Consider the following 20,659-nt stretch of genomic DNA (forward strand, 5'->3'; position numbering starts at 1 on the left):
ATAATTCAAGTTTAAACTTATATCCGCTGAATGTCAAGCGCAAACAACCGTATGTTCTCTGTAACACTTTATCAGGATTTTTCTCCCCGCAGCAAAGGCACACCCCAAACATCAGGATGTGCCTATTACTCTTAGCTTTCGGTTTCTATTTTCCCGGCATCTCTGCCATAATTTCCGCCATCTCTTTTAATCCTGTAAACACAGCATCCGGCACCGTGTCAGCGTTCTCCAGATCACCGGCCTTCGTCTCCCCGGAGAGCACCAGAATCCCGTGGGCTCCATTTGCCACGCCGGTCTTCACATCGGTATAGAGACGGTCTCCCACAAAGGATATCTTCTCCCGCTCGCTTCCCGTGAGTGTCAGCACCATATCCACAGTTTCCTTAAATGGTTTTCCCACATACTTCGGCTGCCTTCCCGTAGACAGTGAGATTGCCGCGCACATAGCACCACAATCCGGGATAAATCCAGCCCGCGTCGGACAGTTGATATCCAGATGTGTTGCCAGGAATACTGCCCCACTCCGGATGTAGGTACAGGCCCTCTCTAACTTCTCGTAGGTCAGAGTCATATCAAATCCGATGACCACAACATCCGGCATATTCTTTGTGAGGAGAATGCCGTTCTCCCGGAAATTTTCCTCCAGGTCCGGGGTTCCAACTAAGTAAACCCTTTTTCCCGGATAATACATTTTCAGATATTCGATCATCACATCGCCGGATGTAATGATCTGATCCCGGCGGATATGGCAGTCCATTTTCGCCAGCTTATCAATATAGGTCCTCGGAGATTTCGAGGAATTATTTGTAAAAAATACATACCGCTTTCCGAGACGTTCCACCTGTCTTAAAAATTCCAGGGATCCGTCCAGGATCTGCGTGTCCAGATAGAAGGTTCCGTCCATGTCCAGGACGAAAAGCTCTGTCTCCTCCAAAAGTTTTTTTCTGTCCATCTTCCCTTTCTCCCTGCCTTATACCTTGAACCGGTATCCGACACCCCAGATCGTCTCGATATACTGGGGTTTCGCGGTATTCATCTCGATCTTCTCGCGGATCTTCTTGATGTGGACTGTAACGGTCGCAATATCACCGATGGATTCCATGTCCCAGATCTTGGAAAACAGCTCTTCCTTCGTGAAGACGTGGTTCGGGTTCTGGGCTAAGAACGCCAAAAGGTCAAATTCTTTTGTCGTAAAGTTCTTCTCCTCGCCGTTTACATAGACGCGGCGGGCTGTCTTATCGATTTTTAAACCGCGGATCTCGATGATATCGTTCACCGGGGTTCCGCTTCCGATGAGTCTCTCGTAGCGGGACAGGTGGGCCTTGACTCTCGCCACCATCTCGCTCGGGCTGAACGGCTTTGTAATATAGTCGTCAGCACCGAGACCAAGGCCGCGGATCTTATCGATATCGTCTTTCTTTGCGGAGATCATGATCACCGGTGTGTTTTTCGTCTCTCGGATCTTCTTACAGATCTCAAATCCGTCCACTCCCGGCAGCATAAGATCCAGGATAAAGAGGTCGAACTCCTCCGAAATCGCCCGCTTTAAACCGGCTTCTCCGTCATTTTCTATCTCAACCTCGAAACCGGACAGTTCCAGATAATCCTTTTCGAGTTCTGCAATACTCTCCTCATCTTCTACGATCAGAATTTTGCTCATATAAGTTCCTCCTGTTATGGGTATTATATTTTACTGCTGCGCGTCCCCCGCGATCTTTCTGAGTACAAAGTGGATCTCTGTTCCGATTCCCAGCTTGCTGGTGGCCCAGATCTTTCCTCCATGGTCCTCAATGATCTTCTTTACGATGGAAAGGCCGATGCCGCTTCCGCCCTTGCTGGAATTTCTCGAGGAATCCGTCCGGTAGAAACGGTCGAAAATATACGGAAGCTCTTTCTGTCCGATGCCTTTTCCGTTGTCCTCGATCTCCACCTGGACAAAGTCACCCACATCCAGGATCCGGATATTGATGATCCCATTCTTTTTATCCATGTATTTTAAGGAATTTCCGATGATGTTGTTGATGACGCGCTTCATCTGCTCCGCGTCGGCGATCACCATCACGTCCTCATCTACAAAGTTAAAATAGCCAAGCTCGATTCCTCTCGCCTCGAGTTCCAGTCCTACTTCCTCCACACAGTCGCGGAAGTAGTTTGCCACATTGATCTTCGAGAAGGTATACGGGATCTTATTTGTGTCGATCTTTGAGTAGAATGTCAGCTCGTTGATCAGACGGTCCATATCGTTCGCCTTGTTGTAGATCGTCCGGATATATTTATCCCGCTTCTCCGGCGAGGACGCAACACCTTCCATAAGACCTTCCGCGTAGCCCTTGATGGCTGTGATCGGGGTCTTTAAATCGTGGGAGATGTTGCTGATCAGCTCCTTGCTCTCCTTATCATACTGGATCTTTTCTTCCGTCGATTCTTTCAGACGGATCCTCATTTCCTCGAAGTTCTGGCAGAGCTGCCCGATTTCATCATCGTCCTCCACATCGAGAGTGAAGTCCAGATTTCCGTCGCGGATCTGTTTCGTTGCCTCCTGAAGCTTTCCGATCGGCCATAAGATCGACCGGTAGACCCAGGCTGTCAACATACCGCCAGTGATAAAAAGGATCAGCACACTGCTGAAGAACATCTCTGTGATCATGGATTTTACCTCCGGGATCACATCCACAACGTTTGTCACAAGGTAGACCGCGATCCGGCTCCCATCTGCCAGTTCAAATTCTCTCTGTTTGATCAGATGTTCCGTATTTTTATCCAGATAATTGCCCCAGGAATCAGAGTCATTGATCTCCGCATAGTCCGATATCTCTCTCTCCAGGCTCGATGCTGTCTCGTCGTTTCCTATATAGATCAGTTTTCCATCCTTCGTCACCATCAGAAAGGAGTGTTTTTCAGTCATCCGGGCGTTCAAGTCGCCCAGATACGACTGGTCCGTGAAAATCTCCGGATCCTTCGCGATCTTTTCTTCGATCTCCTTCTGAATGCTCTCAGTCAGGTGGCTGAATACCCGGATCGACGCGCCGGCAGAGAGATCCACCTGGCCAACGTCGTAGGTCTCCCGGAACACCCGGTTCTGATAGGAACTGAGTCCTAAAATCGAGATATAGATCAAAAAGATCGGTACCACCGTGATCGTCAGAAATGTGATAAGTAATTTTGTACGTATTTTCATGAGCGGCTGCGCGCTCCCTTCTTATTTTTGTCCGCCAGTCTGAGAGAACATACCGGCTTTCTGATCGCTCCGCACTACGTGCTCCTACGTCTGTGCCCCGCACCGGCCAGTGCAAAGCGATCCGGTATCCGATGGGGCAAAGGATCCTTTGACCCCAACAGCATATGATAAGTATAACACAACTCTTGTGGGTAATTTATAAAAGTATTCTAAAAAAGAATGTGCCTTGGCACATTCTCGCGCCTCGCGCGGTCGCTTGCGACAGTCTACATCTTCGCGCGAGTGCGCATTTTTGGCACGTCAGTGCCTTTTTATGTAACAGGGAATTCCTCGGAATTTCCTGTTACATAAAAAAGCGGCGCAGTTTCCTGACCTTTCCGGAAACTGCGCCGCAGCTTTTCGATCATTTCTGTCCCTGAACATTCATGATCGTTCTATTCTTTTTCTCTATTACAGATACTTCTTTAAATCCTCAACCTTGTCAAGCTTCTCCCACGGAAGATCGATATCTGTTCTTCCGAAGTGACCGTATGCTGCGGTCTGCTTGTAGATCGGACGGCGGAGATCAAGCATCTTGATGATCCCTGCCGGGCGGAGATCGAAGTTCTCACGGATGATCTCGACTAACTTCTCGTCGGATACCTTTCCGGTTCCCTCTGTCTCAACCATGATGGAGGTCGGATGGGCCACACCAATCGCGTAGGAGAGCTGGATCTCGCACTGGTCAGCAAGGCCTGCCGCTACGATGTTCTTTGCAACGTAACGCGCTGCGTATGCTGCGGAACGGTCTACCTTTGTGCAGTCCTTTCCCGAGAAAGCTCCGCCGCCGTGACGGGCATACCCGCCGTAGGTGTCAACGATGATCTTTCTTCCGGTCAGTCCGCTGTCTCCATGCGGTCCACCGATCACGAAGCGTCCGGTCGGGTTGATGAAGAACTTTGTATCTGCGTCTACCATCTCCTGCGGAAGGATCTCATCAAATACATATTTCTTGATGTCCTCATGGATCTGCTCCTGAGTCACATTCTCATCATGCTGTGTGGAGAGAACGACTGCGTCAAGGCGGAACGGCTTTCCGTTCTCATCGTACTCAACTGTAACCTGAGTCTTTCCGTCCGGTCTCAGGTACGGAAGAGTTCCGTTCTTTCTGACCTCGGTGAGACGTCTTGCAAGCTTATGCGCAAGAGCGATCGGATACGGCATGTACTCCGGGGTCTCGTTTGTAGCGAAACCGAACATCATACCCTGATCACCAGCACCGATCGCATCCAGCTCATCGTCTGTCATGTTGTTCTCTTTCGCTTCAAGCGCCTTGTCAACACCCATAGCGATATCGCTGGACTGCTCGTCGATTGCAGTGAGAACACCGCAGGTATCACAGTCGAAACCATATTTTGCACGGTCATAGCCGATCTCACGGACGGTCTCGCGGACGATCTTCTGGATATCCACATATGCCTTTGTTGTGATCTCGCCCATTACCATAACAAGACCTGTTGTTGTGCATGTCTCACATGCAACACGGCTCATCGGATCCTGTTCCATTAACGCGTCGAGGATCGCGTCGGAGATCGCGTCGCACATTTTGTCCGGATGTCCTTCAGTTACGGACTCGGAAGTAAATAATCTCTTTTCCATTGTAACTCCTTTCAAGTTATAGGCAGGCCGCACCTGCACCCGCAGTTACGGCAAAACAAAAGTCCGCTCAATGCTAAGCGGACTTGACGACTTTACACTGGTCAAATCCTCTTATTGCTCGATTTACTCGCTCAGGTTGGCACCTTCCTGCCCTCTCGCAAACGCGATTAACAGGGGTTGCCGTGACTTCACCGGTCCTATGTACCTCCATCACTCTGAATAAGGGATATTGCGAACTTTTTAAATTTATTGTTCCGTAAGCCACCTGAAAAATGACCTACGGATGGTATCTTATACGATTCATACGGGAATGTCAAGCGGCAATCACAAAAAAACTCGAAAATCCGTTACAGTTCAGCCATTACATCTTCTTGTTTTCATATTCATGAAAACAAGAAGCTTGGTGGTTCGAATTCTTATCAGCCGACTCTCAGTCTGAATTTCTGTGCTTCCTTCTCGGAATCCACACGCTCGATCACTGCGCCGAGGGAGCGGAGTTTTTCCTCGAAGTTCTCGTATCCGCGCTCTACATAGCCAATCTCATCGACAGTGGTGTAGCCGTCAGCGGCCAGTCCCGCAAGGACAAGGGCTGCGCCTGCGCGGAGGTCCGGTGCTACGACCTGGGCACCTGTGAAGTTTCCGACACCGTCGACGATGGCAACGCTGCCTTCCACTTTGATGTTTGCTCCCATGCGGGAAAGCTCATCCACATATTTGAAGCGATTCTCGAAGATGCTCTCCGTCACCACGCTTGTTCCATCTGCCAGGGCAAGTGCCACCGTCATCTGAGGCTGCATATCGGTCGGGAAGCCCGGATACGGGAGTGTCTTAAAGTTCATGTGACGCTGTCTCGGTTTTCCGACTACGCGGATCTCCTCGTCGAACTCAACGACCTCACAGCCCATCTCGGTGAGCTTTGCGGAGATCGCCTCCAGATGCTTCGGGATCACATTTTTTACGGTAATATCACCGCGGGTGATCGCTGCGGCACACATAAATGTTCCGGCCTCGATCTGATCCGGGATGATCGAATAGTTTGTTCCGTGAAGACGTCTTACACCTTTGATACGGATCACATCCGTACCTGCGCCTTTAATGTTTGCGCCCATACTGTTTAAGAAGTTTGCGACATCAACAACATGCGGCTCTTTTGCCACGTTCTCAAGGATCGTCTCGCCTTCCGCCATCGTTGCGGCCATCATGATATTGATGGTAGCGCCGACAGAAACCACATCCAGATAGATATGACTTGCCACAAGATCGATCGCGTGGGCCACAACAGCACCGCGGACGATCTTCACATCAGATCCCAGTGCACGGAATCCCTTTAAGTGCTGGTCGATCGGACGGCTTCCGATCGTACATCCGCCGGGAAGCGGAACCTCCGCACTCTTATATTTTCCAAGAAGCGCGCCGATAAAATAATATGACGCGCGGATTTTTCTCATATGCTCATCTTCCACGGTCACCGCGTGAATATTTTCCGCATTGATCTTTACAGTATGGCGGTCAATACGCTCAACCTTCGCTCCAAGATGGCTGATTGCCTCTAAAAGAGCATTGATATCGCTGACATCCGGGAGATTATCGATCACAACGTCATCATCGGTCATGATCGCCGCCGCTAAAATTCCCAGAGCCGCATTTTTTGCGCCGCTTATAGTTACTTCTCCTACAAGCGGATTTCCGCCCTTCATGATGTACTGTTCCATTACGCACCTCTATCTATATATCTAAAAAGGGACAGAGCTATCCCGCATTCGTCCCAGCTTGTTTTCGTTATGATTATAACATATCTGGGAAAAATGTAAAGTTTTTCTTAAGGAACGAAACCTATAGGGTTGGCACGCAGCATATGAAATCATACCCCGCTGCCCCAAGCATCTGGTTCGCCGTCTCCATGGATAGCACTTCTGTTGCCCCGCTCTCTGGATGATACACACGGACATGTGTCTGGTCATAGCCGGTCAGGTACATGGACGTTCCCTCTCCAGTGTAGGCTAACACCGGAATGTTCTGTCCCACAAAGTATAACACCTGGATGATCGTGCTGCCGGAGGCGTCCAGAAGGAAGGTTCCATCCTCCATCGTCTGGTTTATCTCAAAGGAATCGAGGTAGCGCTCCATCAGCCTTGACGCCGATGTGATATCCCTGATATAGGAAGCGCTCGCCCTGTTTCCGCGCACCCAGATGATCCGGTCACGTCCCGCTGTCACGAATCCCATACTGTTGTACGCCGTCTCCGCCGCGTCCGAGAACTCCACAAACCGTCCGAGGAATCTGCCCCGTCCGTAGGCGTAAAACTCTGTTTCCCTGCAGGCTGCTGTCGCGATCGGCTTTACAGTCTCTCTGCTCTCCGCAAGCTTCGGGGATGCCTGGCGGATCTTCTTTGCCGTCTCGATATCCCTGTCGAGCTGGACAAACAGGACCTGTCCTTTCTGATCCGACGCGTACCAGCCGATATCGTCGGCCTTTCCCGGAAGGATCTCCGCGTTGCAGACCAGCGTGTCCGCGGAATATGTCCCGAAGAATCCGTCCTTGCTTGTCACAGTCTTCATATGGATCCGGCTGTCATTCACAGACACCTCGCGGATCCAGGAACCTGGCTTCTCATAGTGCATCACGGACTTCATCTCCCTGTCCACGATATCGATGCTCTTTAAATAGACTCCCATTACACGGCCGTTGGACATCAGGTAATCCCCGCTGTCTCCGGTTCCGTAGATGCAGTCATTTCCGACAAAGCCGAAAATTCTTGATACGGACCCCGCCTGTCCGCCGAGCTGGGTCTTGTCCCCGGTGTCGAGATCCATGATCTGGATCGTCTGGGAATCCCAGATTCCTGTATTTTCCTGCCATGCCGCCCGGGAGTGATCCGCGCTGACCGCAAACTGGGCCTTTGTGAGACCGGAAGCAAGCGCCACATACTCCAGGCTCTTCAGATCGATCCCGTAGATTCCATGGTCCATATAGAAATAGAAGATTCCGTTCGTTCCGCGGTGTGCGAGGACGGAGAGATCGTCCTTCAGCTCCTCAAAAGGTTCCGTGGATGGAATAAAAAATTTCTCCTCCAGGGCATTCTGGTCCATCGCATAGTGATAGTAGGCGATTCCCGTGCTGCCCTCATGGGTTCCGCGGTTCATTCTTCCGTAGACGATAAAATCGATTCCGCCGTCCTCATCCACAGAAAGGATCTCGACGCCATGTTCCGGCACGTTGTCACGGATATCGTCGGATGCCGCGCCGCCGAAGGCGAACACTCTGGCTCCAACATTCTCGCCACTGTCGTATGCCCACAGCTCCCGGCCTGTCACAAACGCTGTGTACTGGCCCCCAGCACTCTTTACGGCATGGACTCCGTCACCGTTTCCGATTCCCAGAATGATCCGTTTTCCAGAGAACAGATCGGAATCTCCTGTGAAGAGCTCCGTCATGGTCCTCTCGTAATCCATCATGTAGATCCGCTGGGATGCCCACTTCATTGTAAAGTTTTCTGTCACCTCGTAGGTTTCCGTCTTCTCGCCATCCTTCGCCGTCACATGAGTCGTGATCTCCACATTGGCGAGATTTCCGGACAGTTCCTTTAATTTCGTGTACGCCTCACCGGTCCGCTCCACGCCCAGAGAACCCCATGTGAGCTGGGTGAAAGTGTCTTTTAACGTCACAGTTCCCAGTGCCGAACTGTTTGCGCTGGGGGATGTCTCCATATACATGGCCAGGCTCTGGGCATCGCTGTACTTGTATGTCTTTGAGGAAAACTCCTCCGCCAGTGCCAGCATCTCGTTCACATGGCCCTGGTCCTGCTCCACGATCCGCATGTAATACCAGGCCTCGGATCCGTCGGGAAGACTCGCGCAGACGCCGAGAAGATACTCTTTTCCTGTCTCAAGAAGATTCTGGATCAGAAGCTCTGCACTTACGGCATTTTCGCTGTCTCCATTTATGGCTGCATCAAGAGATGTGACCTGGGTGCGCTCGATCAGATCTTCTGTGTCGAGGCTGCGGATCTCATAGCGCAGTCCCTGGATCTTTGTCGTACCGGCAAACCGTACCTTGAGTTTCCGGTCTTCCGGAAGTACGATCAGGCTGCCGCGGTCTGCGGTCACACCGCGCTCCTCCGTCTGGCCGAACACCGGCGCCATCTCCCGCTCTCCCATCGTCGCATAGAGTACCGGAAATTTCGCTTTCTCCATCGCCGTGTACTCCGTGATTCCATGCTCTTCTTTCTTCCCAACTGGGTGTATAAAATAAACGATCACTGCCGCCACAAAAATAAGCAGCAGGATCATGACTTTCTTACCGGTCTTCATCTTACTGTTCCTCGCTCTGTCTATCTGTCACTGCTCTGATTTTCCATTCTGTTTAAGATCCGTCTCCTATAGATCTCATTTATAAACAGTACCTGTAAAAGATCCTGTCCTCCTTTACCACCTGCGGTCTCCTCCGGATGGCGCTGTCTCACTTTTGAAAGCTCCCGGTATAAGAATTCCCGGTCCGGGTATTCGTCATACATGGGACTTCCAGGGTATTCCAGAAGATCGCATGCCTCCTCCGCCAGGATCTGGTTCTGCTTTGCCGATGCCGGATAGAGACCTCGAAGATAATCTATCTCTGACCGGGATTCATTTCCGGTCAGCTCCGTTTTTCCGCTCTGCTCCTCTCTACGGTAAAGCATCCAGGGGACTTTCTTTGGCCCTTCGGACGAACAGGTCCTTTCTGGGTTAAAAATTCCGTAACCCTTTTTTACTTCCAGGGGATATCCCCGGTAAATCTTCTCCATAAAAACGTTCCCGCTCCTTTGCTGATCCCTATACAGGATTATCATATGCAAAAAGAGCGGGAAAGCTACCATTTCACTTTACTATGATCGTACCATGATCGGCTGATCAGGCTGTTCTTATCTGTTTGCAGACAATATTGTAAACGTACATCCTCTCAGCGCAATGCTCTTAGAACAGTTTCTTCGGGTAAACGCCTGCATCTACCAGCTTCTGGATTGATGCGACAACTGCCGGTTTGTCTTCCTTATAAGTAACTCCAAACCATTTATCCTTTGTCTCAAGCACACGGACAGTTCCTTTTCCACTGTGGATGCACTCGTCGATCACTGCCGGAAGAAGATACTCCGCCTTCAGATCTCCCTCTTTCACATTAGAAAGGAACTCCGGGAATCCCTTTTCCAGTTCCTTTACGAAGGATGCCGGGAGACCGAACATGTTCATGGAGACATGCTGATCTTCTGACACGATAACCGGATTCCCGTCGTGGTCTGCCGCGTGCATGCCGTCCTCGGCCTTATATACATCATATGTCTCTGTGACCTTGGAGAGGTATCCATTATTGTCCACAGTGCACACGCCGCGGGTTACAGGACCGTTTTCGCTTAAGGTGTTGGAGAGGATAAATCCTGCCATACACATATCGAAGGTGTCCTTCGTATCATCCATCTCATTTACCATGTAATCATGGACGATCCTGAAACCTTCTTTTCCGTAATAGTCATCTGCATTGATGACAAGGAACGGCTCCTTAATTAAATTTCTCGCCGCAAGGATCGCCTGACCGGTTCCCCACGGCTTCTTTCTTCCTTCCGGAACAGAAAATCCCTCTGGGAGATCGTCCATCTCCTGGTACGCATACTCTACCGGAGCGATCCTCGCGATACGGTTTCCGATGATCTCCTTGAAATCCTTTTCCAAATCTTTTCTTATAATAAAGATAATTTTATCAAATCCTGCTTCCAGGGCGTCATGGATCGAATAGTCCATAATGATCTCACCGCTCGGTCCAACCGGGGCAAGCTGCTTGATCCCGCCGCCAAAACGGCTTCCAATTCCTGCTGCCATGATGACAAGAGATGTCTTTTTCATGTAACAGTCCTCCTTTATCTGATGATTCTTCTCACACTCACTTGAAGACATCATAACACAAACCCCGTGGGTTTTCAATCAGACAAGTGCTTCCCCGCGTTTTTTAAGAAAATCGTAACTGTTATTTTACTTATATATTCTCGAATTTTTATTCATAATCTGCGAACTTCTTCTTTGTAATACCGGATTCCGTAAAACAGCTTTTTCTGTGTGGCAGGAAGCTTGAAAGCTGCGCTTTAAAGTTCGATCATGTCGATCAGTTTCTGAAGTTCGTTGATAAACATGGATGTGTGATATCCGTCAGCGGCTGCGTGGGCGATGTTGACGCAGAATGGCATTGTAAGTATCCCGTCATGCTCTGTGAACTTACCGCAGGTAATAATTGGAAACAGCATCGGGGTTCCGCTCTCTGTGTAGGCGGAATAACCAGTAAAGTTTAACCACGGCACCATGGAGATACAGTAAAAGTTCTGTGGCTGTCCCGGTTTTGCCTTTACGGCTTTTACGTCTTTGTAGGTCTCCATGTCATCTCTCATATTTTTATAGAAGGTTTTAAAGTCTTCCGTGTATCCGGTCCAGACATCGGAGAAGGTATGGTCATCCTCATGGAAGATCGTATAATTCGGATGAAGGATATCGTAGTATCCCGGATTTCCTTCCTTGTCCCGTCCCATGCGGAATTCTTTTGTCACTGCGATCTGTTTTGAGACACAGTAGACAAAGGCAGGATAAAACTTCAGTCCTTTTTCTTTTACCTGCTGGTGCAGCTTCGTGATATCTAAGGACACAGTCACACTGTAGCCGCATTTTAACAGGTTTGTATAATAATCATAATGGGAGTTTCTCTCCCAGGTGGTTCGGTCGATCGGTGTAAATTTCATATGAATCTCCTTTAAAAGTACCCGGATTTTCTTTTCTATAAAACTGGTAATTAACTTATATAAAAACAGAATCTTGCGTTTACAACGAATATTTAACTCCTAATACCAAACATTCTGCTGCCTGCAAGATCCTTTTACATTTTATACAATTCTTACCTTTCCAGTACTTCTGCCATGCATGTTTTTTTATTGCATACGACTCCATAATACAGGATTCTTTTCATCCCTTCCTGTCGAAACTCATATCCATAGTCTTTATCCTGTATCTGCTTTAACGCTTTTTGAACCATTTCTTTCTCATGGCCTGCTTCCGCATATTTCACTTCAATAACAATTCCTGTGCCAGAATTTGAGATCCGGATCGTAATATCACTGAATCCGTCCCCTGACTCCCGGTTGGATCTGACGATCCAGTCACTCTTATAACTCAGAATTCCAAGCAGGATTCCCTGATAAAAGTTTTCTTTCCGCGAGTGCTGTACAAAAGTGTCTCTGATACTGATCGTCTGTCTCATATATTCTGTAAATAGAGCTTCTACCTGTTCTGCATTTCCCGCTTCCAATGCGCTGCAGAATGAATCGGCCATCGTTCCATCGTTCTTTACATTTTTCTGGAACATTTGCAAAATATGTTCTGTGATGATGTTGCGGATCTCCTGATTTGGAATTGCCAGATCATATCGGTTTCCAACCGGTTCCCCTCTCTGCGTTAAATACCCTGTCATAAACAAAGTACTCCAGAGATTGTCCATAGATGAATACAATTCCTTATAGGTAAGTTCCTGATTAATATTTTTTTGAACCGAACCACCATTGACAAGAAGTTCCAGTTCTTCTTTCGTTACTCCCGTCTGATCTTCCAGTCCATCAATAAAGTGGTAGATCATTTCATTTCCGCTTGTATTCAGCCAATAATTCTGAGGCGGAAGATATGGATCTTCAATATGGTCACTGCAATAATTGATCACATCCCACGGACAATAAACATCCGCTTTTCCGAATCGGTATCCATCATACCAGTTCTTTACTGTTTCATAATCCGAATCCAATTCGTAATAGTGAAGCATATCTCTCACTTCATCGTCTGTAAAACCGAAATATTCATCAAATGCAACTTTTGTGATTGGAAATATCTTAAAATTATTAAGTCCTGTAAATATACTCTCCTTGGCGACACGCAGACACCCAGTCAGGACCGCAAATTTCAAACTATCATTTGTTTTCAGAACATTCTCAAATAAGTTCCGAATCAGCAATGCCATCTCGTCATAATATCCATTCTCATTTGCCTTTGCCAACGGAACATCATACTCATCAATAAGGACAATGACTTTTCTGCCATAGCTTCGTTCGAGCAATTCCGAAAGTTCCTTTAAACTGTATACAAGTGTATCCTGCGTCATACCGCGGTCCATTAATTCTTCAAACAGCTTTTTGTCAACATCACTGAGTTTCTGACTATCCAGGGAAATAAATGCCCGCCTCGTCTCTGCATTCATGATTTTTACAAGGCTGCTGCAGGCACCTGAAAAATCACTGGCATTTACACCTTTCAGGCTGATGGAGATCACAGGAAACTGACCCATATATTTTTCACATAGTGCTGACTTCTGCGAAATATACAATCCCCGGAAAAGTTCAGGGTCCGCCCCAATTTCAAAGAAGCTGCGGAGCATACTCATATTCAGTGACTTTCCGAAACGCCGCGGGCGTGTAAATAGGTTAGCCTTTCCCCACTGGCTCAAAAGCTGTTCGATCAATTTTGTTTTATCTACATAATAGAAATTATCTCTTCTTATTTCTTCGAAATTTTCGATTCCTACCGGAAGTTTCAAAAGCTCTGTCATATGTATCTCCTCCTTTCCCTGTGCTGTTTTCTTCATTTTACCATCTGGCATTTGCACATGCAAGTTGAATCATTTCACTCCACTCGTATTCTGCCGGAATTTCCTGTTACAAAAAAGCACTCTCAGTACAGGCCGATTACGGTCTGTTCCAAGAGTGTCTCTGATGCATATTCCATATTTTATTTTATACGATCTTACTTCCGTTCGCTGTCATCTTGAATTTCGCTCCGAGCATTTCACACGCGCGGCGGCACATGAGCATCCTCTGTAAGAAGATCTCGAAGTACTCCAGCATGGAGCAGATGTTTTCGTCGATCTTCAGGTTCAGGGTGATCACTTTCTTTTCCTCGTTTACCTTTAATTTTGCCTCTGTAACCGCATAGTTTACACGGTCGTGGATATCAAAGGAGGCCATCTCCTTCTGGCGGACGCGATTTCTGCGTACATCCGTCTTGTCGGCGATGATAAGCGCCGCGGAGATCGGATCTACGGCTCCGCCCGTTGACTCATCATGGTTTCCGATCGCGGAGACGATGATCGCGCGGTCTGTGATCGGAAGATCCGTCTTTTCCAGGATCTGGGATGCCAGAAGGGCACCATACTCCGCATGGGCATGCCGGTTGATCGCATTTCCCATATCATGCATGAAACCGGCGATCTTCACCAGCTCGATATCGTGATCTGAGTAACCGAATTTCTTTAAGATCATTGCTGCCCGCTCCGCAACCATCGCGCAGTGCGCGTCCGAATGATCTGTAAATCCCATAGTCCCCAGATTGTCGTTTCCTTTTTTCAGGTAAGCTAAAACTTCCGCGTTTTTCTTGATTTCCTTATATGTCATATTCTTTTTCCTCTGCCGCAGTCGACCCAGCTCGTGACTGCTCTTTCTTTTTTCTCTCATTTTCACTTCTATATCATATAGCAGAAAAAAGAAACGAACAATCACGCTCCGGTAAAAGAATGTAAAATCTGTGTAAAGTGTTGCTGTACACGAGTAGGAATTTTCTAAACTGAAAATCCCGTACAATACAGTGGTAGTAGTGGATTTTGCCGATTTGGAATGCGAAGCATCGGCAAAATCAGTTACTGTTTGTGCAAGGCGCGAACAGCAACTGCAAAGTTCTTCTTGACATATGTACGAAATCGTACTATGATTCTACGTACGATTTCGTACATCAACAGCTGCAAAACTGTCGATAGGAAACACATGAATTTTCCCTCGGGCAGACACAGTAAAAAACTGAAAGGGTACACAATGAATATTTCACTTTCCGACCACTTTACCTATAAAAAACTCCTGCGGTTCACGTTTCCGTCTATCGTCATGATGATTTTAACGTCCATCTACGGTGTTGTGGACGGTGTTTTCGTCTCGAACTTTGTGGGTTCCGAGGCCTTCGCCTCCATCAATATCATTATGCCGTTTCTCATGATCCTCGGTGCCATCGGCTTTATGACCGGCAGCGGCGGCAGTGCCCTGGTGGCTCTGACCTTTGGAACCGGGAATGAAAAAAAGGCAAAGGAGATCTTTTCCCTCCTCGTCTACGTTCTGATCGCGGTGGGCTTCCTCTTTACGGTAGGCGGCGAGATCCTTTTAGCCCCGATGGCAAAACTCTTAGGCGCTGATGAGATACTCCTCCCCTACTGCGTCCGTTACGGCCGGATCATCCTGCTGGCTCTGATCCCCTTTATGCTGCAGAATGTATTCCAGAGCTTTTTAGTTGTTGCGGAACGCCCGCAGCTCGGACTCCTGATCACCATCGCGTCAGGACTTACAAATATGATCCTCGATGCTTATTTTATCGCTGTTCTGCGTCTCGGCGTTGTGGGAGCTGCCGCCGCAACAGCGATCAGTCAGTCCATCGGCGGACTGATCCCCCTGCTCTACTTTATCTTTCCAAACAGGAGCCGACTCCGCCTCGGAAGGACCCATATGGACTTTAGTGCCCTGTTGAAGTCCTGTACAAACGGCGCTTCCGAGTTTATGACGAACATCTCCATGTCCATCGTAAACATGCTCTACAACTGGCAGCTCATGCGCCTTTCCGGTTCCGACGGTGTTGCCGTATACGGCGTCATCATGTATGTGAGCTTTATCTTCGCGGCGCTCTTTATCGGCTACTCTATGGGAAGTGCCCCGATCGTGGGCTATCACTGCGGTGCAGGAAATAAGAGCGAGTTAAAGAATCTGCTCGGAAAAAGCTTCCGGCTGATCCTGACCTTCCAGATCATCCTGACGATCGTGGCAGAAGCGGGTGCCCCGTTTCTTGCGGGAATTTTCGTCCGCTATAACACGAACCTCTTAGACATGACGGTCCATGCATTCCGATCATACTCGATCTCTTTCCTGTTCATGGGCTTCAGCATCTACGCATCGTCCTTCTTTACGGCACTCAACGACGGCTTCGTCTCCGCTGTGATCTCCTTCTGCCGTACCATGATCTTTGAAACAGGGGCTGTGATCATCCTGCCGTTTTTCCTCGGTGTCTCCGGGATCTGGTATTCCATCATCGCGGCGGAATTTATGGCGGTATGCCTGTCGCTCTTCTTCCTGATCCGGAAGGCAAAGAAGTACGGATACACATAGACTGACAGTCCGGGCCGGCGGATGCAAAGCCCTGCACTGCCCCCATACGCTTATATTTTCAGGAGATCTGCCATGTACTCTGCATTTAAAGAATTCTACAACCTGCTCAGTCAGGTCGACAGTGCCTACCATGACGCTGCATTAAAGCTCGGTCTCACGGACAGCGAGCTTGATATTCTCTACTCCCTCAACGGACACGGCTCCGGCTGCAATCAAAGTATTTTTTACAAAGAGACCGGCACCACAAAATCCACGATCAACTCCGCGGTACGCAGGATGGAACAGGCCGGTTATCTGTACCTGAAACCCGGAACCGGGAGGAACACCCGCGTTTTTCTCACGGAAAAAGGAGAGGAACTCATGAAAAATACCGCCCATCGCCTGATCGCCATCGAAAATGCGATTTTTGAGAGCTGGTCTCCCGAGGAGCAGCAGCTCTTCATGAAACTGAACCGGGATTTCGCGGCTAAATTCATGGAGGAGACGAAAACCTTATAAGCTCTGCTAAAGCAGAATGTGCCTTTTGTGTAATAGGAAATTCCGAGGAATCCCTATTACGCAAAAATCAGCGCCTCTGAAAAATGTTTTCAGGCGCTGATCTTTTACGTCTATATGATCTGAAATTAGAACTGTCTCATAAGATTTACCATCTCGATCGCGGAAAGTGCACAGTCATATCCTTTATTTCCGCCTTTGCTTCCGGCACGGGCGATGGCCTGCTCGATGTTCTCTGTTGTCAGGACGCCGAAGAGTACCGGCATCTTCTCTGCCAGTCCCACCTGAGCGATTCCCTTGGAAACTTCACTGCACACATAATCATAGTGTGTGGTATCACCGCGGATCACAGCGCCGACACAGATGATCGCGTCATACTTGCCGGACTTTGCCATGGCAGATGCCGCAACCGGGATCTCGAACGCTCCCGGAACCCAGGCTGCCGTGATATTTTCTTCCTCTACACCGTGGCGGACAAGTCCGTCAACCGCTCCGCCTAAGAGCTTATTTACAATGATCTCGTTGAAACGGGAAGCTACGATCCCCACTTTCATGCCTTCCGGTGCTACAACTTTTCCTTCTAATACTTTAATCTCTTTCATGATGTTTCTCCTTTTCTTATGCTTACTGCTATTCAGAAGTCTTCATAATTACATGCAAAATTCTATTTCCAATTGCCCATCACTTCCATCCGTGCGGGATGCATGCCCGTAGATCTGTGCCGCCTGCGCGGCTGTAATCATCTCAGCACTTCCGTCCGTGCGGGATGCATGCCGCCGGTGTACAGGCCTTTCATCAATGGACGTTCCATCCTATCACACTTTAATTTTTGTAAAGATATGTCCCATCTTGTCCTGCTTCGTCTTCAGGTAGAAGCTGTCGTACTGCTGCGGATCGATCTCGATCGGCACGCGCTCATGGATCTCAAGTCCGAAGCCGGAAAGTCCGTAGATCTTCTCCGGATTGTTCGTGAGAAGTCTTAAGGACTTCACGCCGAGATCCCTTAAGATCTGTGCCCCGATCCAGTATTCCCTGAGATCCGGAGCAAAACCAAGCTTGATATTGGCCTCCACCGTGTCAAAGCCCTGCTCCTGAAGCATATACGTCTTCAGTTTATTGATCAGACCGATGCCGCGGCCTTCCTGGCGCATGTAGAGGATGATGCCACGGCCTTCCGCCTCCACCTGGCGCATCGCGGTCTGGAGCTGTTTTCCGCAGTCACAGCGCATGGAACCGAACACATCTCCGGTCAGACACTCGGAATGCACGCGGCAGAGCACATCCTCGCCGTCCCCGATATCACCTTTCACAAGAGCCACATGGTGCTCGCCGGTAATATCATTCACATAGCCGTAGATCTTAAAGTGTCCGTACTGGGTCGGCATGTCCGCGCAGGCCTCCTGCACCACATGTTTTTCATGGACACGGCAGTAATCCTGCAGCTCCTTGATCGTGATGAATTTCAGTCCGTACTCTTTCGCCAGCTTCCACAGGTTCGTGGTCCGCATCATGGTTCCGTCTTCCTCCATGATCTCACAGCACACGCCGCACTCGGAAAGTCCCGCCAGACGCATGAGGTCCACAGTTGCCTCGGTATGGCCGTTTCTCACGAGCACTCCGCCCCGTCTTGCTACAAGCGGGAATACGTGTCCCGGTCTTCTGAGATCCTGGGGCTTTGTCGCCGGGTCCACGCATTTCATCATCGTGTAAGAGCGCTCCGCCGCGGAAATTCCTGTTGTCGTGTCCACATGGTCAATGGAGACCGTGAATGCCGTGCAGTGGTTATCCGTGTTCTCGGATACCATCTGCGGAAGTCCCAGCCGCTCTGCCACTGCCGCGCTCATCGGCGTACAGATCAGTCCCTTTGCGTGGCTTGCCATGAAATTGATATTTGCCTGTGTCGCGAACTCTGCCGCGCAGATCATATCTCCCTCATTCTCCCGGTCCGGGTCATCTGTCACGAGAATGATCTTTCCCGCCCGCAGATCTTCGATCGCTTCTTCGATTGTGTTGTATTGCTCGTTCATATTTTCCTGCCTTTCCAGAGTCCTTTATTAAAAGTTTTTTGTAACTATTCAGTGCCTTCATAGTTACACGCAGAAATCCATTCCAGATCAGCTTCGCTGATGGGATTTTTGCCTTCCAGCCTATGTTTTAAAATCCATATTTCTGAAGAAACTCCATGCTGAGCCCCGAGTTTCCCTTCACATTTCCTGCGGCATTTTCACCGTCAGGCATTTTTCCCCTGTCCGCACCGGAATTTCTTCCGATATCCACAAATTTCTGAATATATTTCCCCACAATGTCGTTTTCCAGATTGACCGGATCTCCTGCTTTTTTCTTCAAAAGCGTTGTCTCCTCGCCGGTATGCGGGATTACCGACACCGAAAAGTTCCTCTTTGTCACCGCCGCCACCGTGAGGCTGATCCCGTCGATGCAGATCGACCCTTTTTCCACGATCAGATCCAGGATCTTATCCGCACATGCGATTGTGACCCAAACTGCATTCTCTTCCCGTCTCATCGATTCGATCTGCCCGGTTCCGTCAATGTGACCGGAAACGATATGACCGCCGAACCGGCCGTCCGCCGCCATGGCCCGCTCAAGATTTACATAACTTCCGTCCTGCAGTGCTCCGAGGCTGCTTCTCCTCACAGTTTCCGCCATCACGTCGGCGGAAAACTCGTTATTTTTCATATTTGTGACCGTAAGGCAGACACCATTGACTGCGATGCTGTCACCGATCTTTGTTCCTTCCAGGACTTTTTTCGCTTTTACCGTCAGCGTACCGGAATTTCCGCGCAGGGAAAGTGCCTTCACCTGTCCGAGTTCTTCTACGATCCCTGTAAACATGCCCTTACTTCCTTTCCCATTTTCAATCTACTGAATATCTGAGCATCAGATCATCCCCGATCGTCTCCATCTGTCTCAACGTCAGCTTCACAGCTTCCGCCGGATGCGCCACACCGATCCCGGAAACCGGAGTCTTCGCACCGGCACCGCCGAAGATCTTCGGGGCGATAAACGCGCAGATCTCGTTTACGATCCCGGCTGACAGCGCCGCGTCATTTAAGGTACCGCCGCCCTCTAAAAGCACGCTGTCGATGCCCTGTTTTCCAAGATATTCCATGAGCTTTCTAAGATCCACACGCCCGTCTGCGTCCGGGACCGACACGGTCTCCACGCCGGCCGTGTGAAGCTGTTCCTCTTTCTCTTCCGCTTCTTTACAGCCTTCCCAGGAATGCTCCCCCGCATACGCTACGATGGTCCGGTACTCCTTTGCCGTCTTCACGATCTGTGAATCCATTGGGATCCTGAGCCCACTGTCGCAGATGATCCGCACCGGACTCTTCAGCCCGGGGATCCGGACGTTTAACATCGGATCGTCTGCCAGGACCGTGCCGATCCCAGCCATGATCCCCATATACTGGTGGCGCAGCTCCTGCACCTTTTTCCTTGCGCTTTCTCCTGTGATCCACTTGGAGTCGCCGGTCCGCGCAGCGATCTTTCCGTCCGCCGTCATGGCGTATTTCATGACCACATAGGGGGTTTTCTTTGTGATATAATGAAAGAATACCGGATTTAACGCATCGCATTCCTCCCGCATAAAGTCCTCTTCCACCCGGACTCCCGCTGCTCTTAAGATCGCCGCTCCTTTTCCTGATACCAGGGGATTCGGATCTCTTGAACCGATCACAACTCTTGCAATCTTCTGCTCGAGGATCGCCTCCGTGCAGGGCGGTGTCTTTCCGTAATGGCAGCACGGCTCCAACGTCACATAAAGTGTCGCGCCTTCCGCACTTTCCGTGAGCGATGCAATGGCGTTTCGCTCCGCGTGGAGTTCTCCGCACCGCTCATGATAACCTTCCCCTATGATCCTTCCGTCTTTCACGATCACAGCTCCCACAAGGGGATTCGGGCTCGTCCAGCCAAGTCCCCCCTTTGCAAGCTCAATGGCCCGCAGCATATAATCCCGGTCCGTCATCTTTTTCACTCCTCTTTCCGCAAACCTGCCTTACAGGCGCAATCAGAAAATTCCATAGGAATTTTCTGTTAAAAAAATCCCTGTAAAGCAGATGCCTACAGGTTTTTTCATATTCGGTCCGTTGTTTCATTCGGAAATATAACTTTTCTGCAATTCACAGCTTTCCCGGATCAATCT

General features: G+C 49.3%; 17 protein-coding genes and 1 riboswitch. Of the genes, 2 read left to right on the top strand and 15 right to left on the bottom strand.

Annotation, left to right across the window (positions count from 1 at the left end; genetic code table 11):
* Window positions 1-145: 145 nt before the first annotated feature.
* The 11 genes from DW826_RS00645 to DW826_RS00695 form a co-directional block, all read right to left on the bottom strand.
* Window positions 146-952 (bottom strand): HAD-IIA family hydrolase, encoded by an 807-nt coding sequence (locus tag DW826_RS00645; RefSeq protein ID WP_117513704.1) that lies wholly within the window; start codon window positions 950-952, stop codon window positions 146-148.
* Window positions 953-970: 18 nt separating this feature from the next.
* Window positions 971-1,660 (bottom strand): response regulator transcription factor, encoded by a 690-nt coding sequence (locus tag DW826_RS00650; RefSeq protein WP_015553243.1) that lies wholly within the window; start codon window positions 1,658-1,660, stop codon window positions 971-973.
* Between the two features lie 30 nt (window positions 1,661-1,690).
* The gene (locus DW826_RS00655) at window positions 1,691-3,178 is read right to left on the bottom strand and encodes a HAMP domain-containing sensor histidine kinase (protein ID WP_117469139.1); all 1,488 of its coding nucleotides are present in this window, start codon (window positions 3,176-3,178) and stop codon (window positions 1,691-1,693) included.
* 450 nt (window positions 3,179-3,628) lie between these two features.
* Complete coding sequence (metK, locus tag DW826_RS00660; RefSeq protein WP_015553232.1) at window positions 3,629-4,816, bottom strand: methionine adenosyltransferase; 1,188 nt, start codon at window positions 4,814-4,816, stop codon at window positions 3,629-3,631.
* A 108-nt stretch (window positions 4,817-4,924) separates the two neighbouring features.
* A riboswitch (SAM riboswitch) is annotated at window positions 4,925-5,042 on the bottom strand.
* Between the two features lie 193 nt (window positions 5,043-5,235).
* Entirely contained in the window at window positions 5,236-6,528 is a 1,293-nt protein-coding gene (locus DW826_RS00665) for a UDP-N-acetylglucosamine 1-carboxyvinyltransferase (RefSeq protein ID WP_117503629.1), read from the bottom strand.
* A 121-nt stretch (window positions 6,529-6,649) separates the two neighbouring features.
* Window positions 6,650-9,127, bottom strand: a complete 2,478-nt coding sequence (locus DW826_RS00670; RefSeq protein ID WP_117551734.1) for a cadherin-like beta sandwich domain-containing protein — start codon at window positions 9,125-9,127, stop codon at window positions 6,650-6,652.
* A gap of 20 nt (window positions 9,128-9,147) precedes the next feature.
* On the bottom strand, window positions 9,148-9,492 hold the full coding sequence (locus DW826_RS00675; RefSeq protein ID WP_147327116.1) for a hypothetical protein: 345 nt from the start codon (window positions 9,490-9,492) through the stop codon (window positions 9,148-9,150).
* A 274-nt stretch (window positions 9,493-9,766) separates the two neighbouring features.
* Entirely contained in the window at window positions 9,767-10,687 is a 921-nt protein-coding gene (locus DW826_RS00680) for a sugar phosphate nucleotidyltransferase (RefSeq protein ID WP_117469135.1), read from the bottom strand.
* Window positions 10,688-10,923: 236 nt separating this feature from the next.
* A complete protein-coding gene (locus DW826_RS00685) occupies window positions 10,924-11,568 on the bottom strand; it encodes a chloramphenicol acetyltransferase (protein ID WP_015553227.1) in 645 nt (214 codons plus the stop codon).
* 152 nt (window positions 11,569-11,720) lie between these two features.
* On the bottom strand, window positions 11,721-13,415 hold the full coding sequence (locus DW826_RS00690; RefSeq protein WP_117551736.1) for an AAA family ATPase: 1,695 nt from the start codon (window positions 13,413-13,415) through the stop codon (window positions 11,721-11,723).
* 184 nt (window positions 13,416-13,599) lie between these two features.
* Complete coding sequence (locus tag DW826_RS00695) at window positions 13,600-14,256, bottom strand: HD domain-containing protein (RefSeq protein ID WP_015553226.1); 657 nt, start codon at window positions 14,254-14,256, stop codon at window positions 13,600-13,602.
* A 414-nt stretch (window positions 14,257-14,670) separates the two neighbouring features.
* Here DW826_RS00695 and DW826_RS00700 point away from each other — a divergent pair, with 414 nt between their 5' ends.
* Window positions 14,671-16,002 carry an MATE family efflux transporter gene (locus DW826_RS00700; protein WP_117551992.1) on the top strand — a complete coding sequence of 444 codons (1,332 nt, stop codon included), beginning with the start codon at window positions 14,671-14,673 and terminating at the stop codon, window positions 16,000-16,002.
* Window positions 16,003-16,074: 72 nt separating this feature from the next.
* Window positions 16,075-16,500, top strand: a complete 426-nt coding sequence (locus DW826_RS00705) for a MarR family transcriptional regulator (RefSeq protein WP_181967945.1) — start codon at window positions 16,075-16,077, stop codon at window positions 16,498-16,500.
* Between the two features lie 125 nt (window positions 16,501-16,625).
* On the opposite strand, the gene ribE (DW826_RS00710) is transcribed toward DW826_RS00705, so the two are convergent.
* The 4 genes from ribE (DW826_RS00710) to ribD all read right to left on the bottom strand — a co-directional run bounded on the left by ribE (DW826_RS00710) (window position 16,626) and on the right by ribD (window position 20,482).
* Window positions 16,626-17,099 (bottom strand): 6,7-dimethyl-8-ribityllumazine synthase, encoded by a 474-nt coding sequence (ribE, locus tag DW826_RS00710; RefSeq protein ID WP_015553223.1) that lies wholly within the window; start codon window positions 17,097-17,099, stop codon window positions 16,626-16,628.
* Between the two features lie 213 nt (window positions 17,100-17,312).
* Window positions 17,313-18,524 (bottom strand): bifunctional 3,4-dihydroxy-2-butanone-4-phosphate synthase/GTP cyclohydrolase II, encoded by a 1,212-nt coding sequence (locus DW826_RS00715; protein WP_117551738.1) that lies wholly within the window; start codon window positions 18,522-18,524, stop codon window positions 17,313-17,315.
* Between the two features lie 127 nt (window positions 18,525-18,651).
* Window positions 18,652-19,350 (bottom strand): riboflavin synthase, encoded by a 699-nt coding sequence (gene ribE / locus DW826_RS00720; protein ID WP_117469129.1) that lies wholly within the window; start codon window positions 19,348-19,350, stop codon window positions 18,652-18,654.
* 22 nt (window positions 19,351-19,372) lie between these two features.
* Window positions 19,373-20,482: a bifunctional diaminohydroxyphosphoribosylaminopyrimidine deaminase/5-amino-6-(5-phosphoribosylamino)uracil reductase RibD gene (gene ribD / locus DW826_RS00725; RefSeq protein WP_117551739.1), complete on the bottom strand. Its 1,110-nt coding sequence runs from the start codon at window positions 20,480-20,482 to the stop codon at window positions 19,373-19,375.
* Window positions 20,483-20,659 lie beyond the last annotated feature (177 nt).

The sequence above is a fragment of the Clostridium sp. AM34-11AC genome (assembly GCF_003435375.1).
Lineage (GTDB): Bacteria > Bacillota > Clostridia > Lachnospirales > Lachnospiraceae > Pilosibacter > Pilosibacter fragilis.

What these genes read in the sequence shown, in the direction of transcription:
- ribE (WP_117469129.1), bottom strand. Translation starts at nt 19,350, where the DNA reads ATGTTTACAGGGATCGTAGAAGAACTCGGACAGGTGAAGGCACTTTCC.
- DW826_RS00650 (WP_015553243.1), bottom strand. Translation starts at nt 1,660, where the DNA reads ATGAGCAAAATTCTGATCGTAGAAGATGAGGAGAGTATTGCAGAACTC.
- DW826_RS00685 (WP_015553227.1), bottom strand. Translation starts at nt 11,568, where the DNA reads ATGAAATTTACACCGATCGACCGAACCACCTGGGAGAGAAACTCCCAT.
- DW826_RS00665 (WP_117503629.1), bottom strand. Translation starts at nt 6,528, where the DNA reads ATGGAACAGTACATCATGAAGGGCGGAAATCCGCTTGTAGGAGAAGTA.
- ribD (WP_117551739.1), bottom strand. Translation starts at nt 20,482, where the DNA reads ATGACGGACCGGGATTATATGCTGCGGGCCATTGAGCTTGCAAAGGGG.
- DW826_RS00695 (WP_015553226.1), bottom strand. Translation starts at nt 14,256, where the DNA reads ATGACATATAAGGAAATCAAGAAAAACGCGGAAGTTTTAGCTTACCTG.
- DW826_RS00705 (WP_181967945.1), top strand. Translation starts at nt 16,075, where the DNA reads ATGTACTCTGCATTTAAAGAATTCTACAACCTGCTCAGTCAGGTCGAC.
- DW826_RS00700 (WP_117551992.1), top strand. Translation starts at nt 14,671, where the DNA reads ATGAATATTTCACTTTCCGACCACTTTACCTATAAAAAACTCCTGCGG.
- metK (WP_015553232.1), bottom strand. Translation starts at nt 4,816, where the DNA reads ATGGAAAAGAGATTATTTACTTCCGAGTCCGTAACTGAAGGACATCCG.
- DW826_RS00680 (WP_117469135.1), bottom strand. Translation starts at nt 10,687, where the DNA reads ATGAAAAAGACATCTCTTGTCATCATGGCAGCAGGAATTGGAAGCCGT.
- DW826_RS00715 (WP_117551738.1), bottom strand. Translation starts at nt 18,524, where the DNA reads ATGAACGAGCAATACAACACAATCGAAGAAGCGATCGAAGATCTGCGG.
- DW826_RS00670 (WP_117551734.1), bottom strand. Translation starts at nt 9,127, where the DNA reads ATGAAGACCGGTAAGAAAGTCATGATCCTGCTGCTTATTTTTGTGGCG.
- ribE (WP_015553223.1), bottom strand. Translation starts at nt 17,099, where the DNA reads ATGAAAGAGATTAAAGTATTAGAAGGAAAAGTTGTAGCACCGGAAGGC.
- DW826_RS00675 (WP_147327116.1), bottom strand. Translation starts at nt 9,492, where the DNA reads ATGCTTTACCGTAGAGAGGAGCAGAGCGGAAAAACGGAGCTGACCGGA.
- DW826_RS00655 (WP_117469139.1), bottom strand. Translation starts at nt 3,178, where the DNA reads ATGAAAATACGTACAAAATTACTTATCACATTTCTGACGATCACGGTG.
- DW826_RS00690 (WP_117551736.1), bottom strand. Translation starts at nt 13,415, where the DNA reads ATGACAGAGCTTTTGAAACTTCCGGTAGGAATCGAAAATTTCGAAGAA.
- DW826_RS00645 (WP_117513704.1), bottom strand. Translation starts at nt 952, where the DNA reads ATGGACAGAAAAAAACTTTTGGAGGAGACAGAGCTTTTCGTCCTGGAC.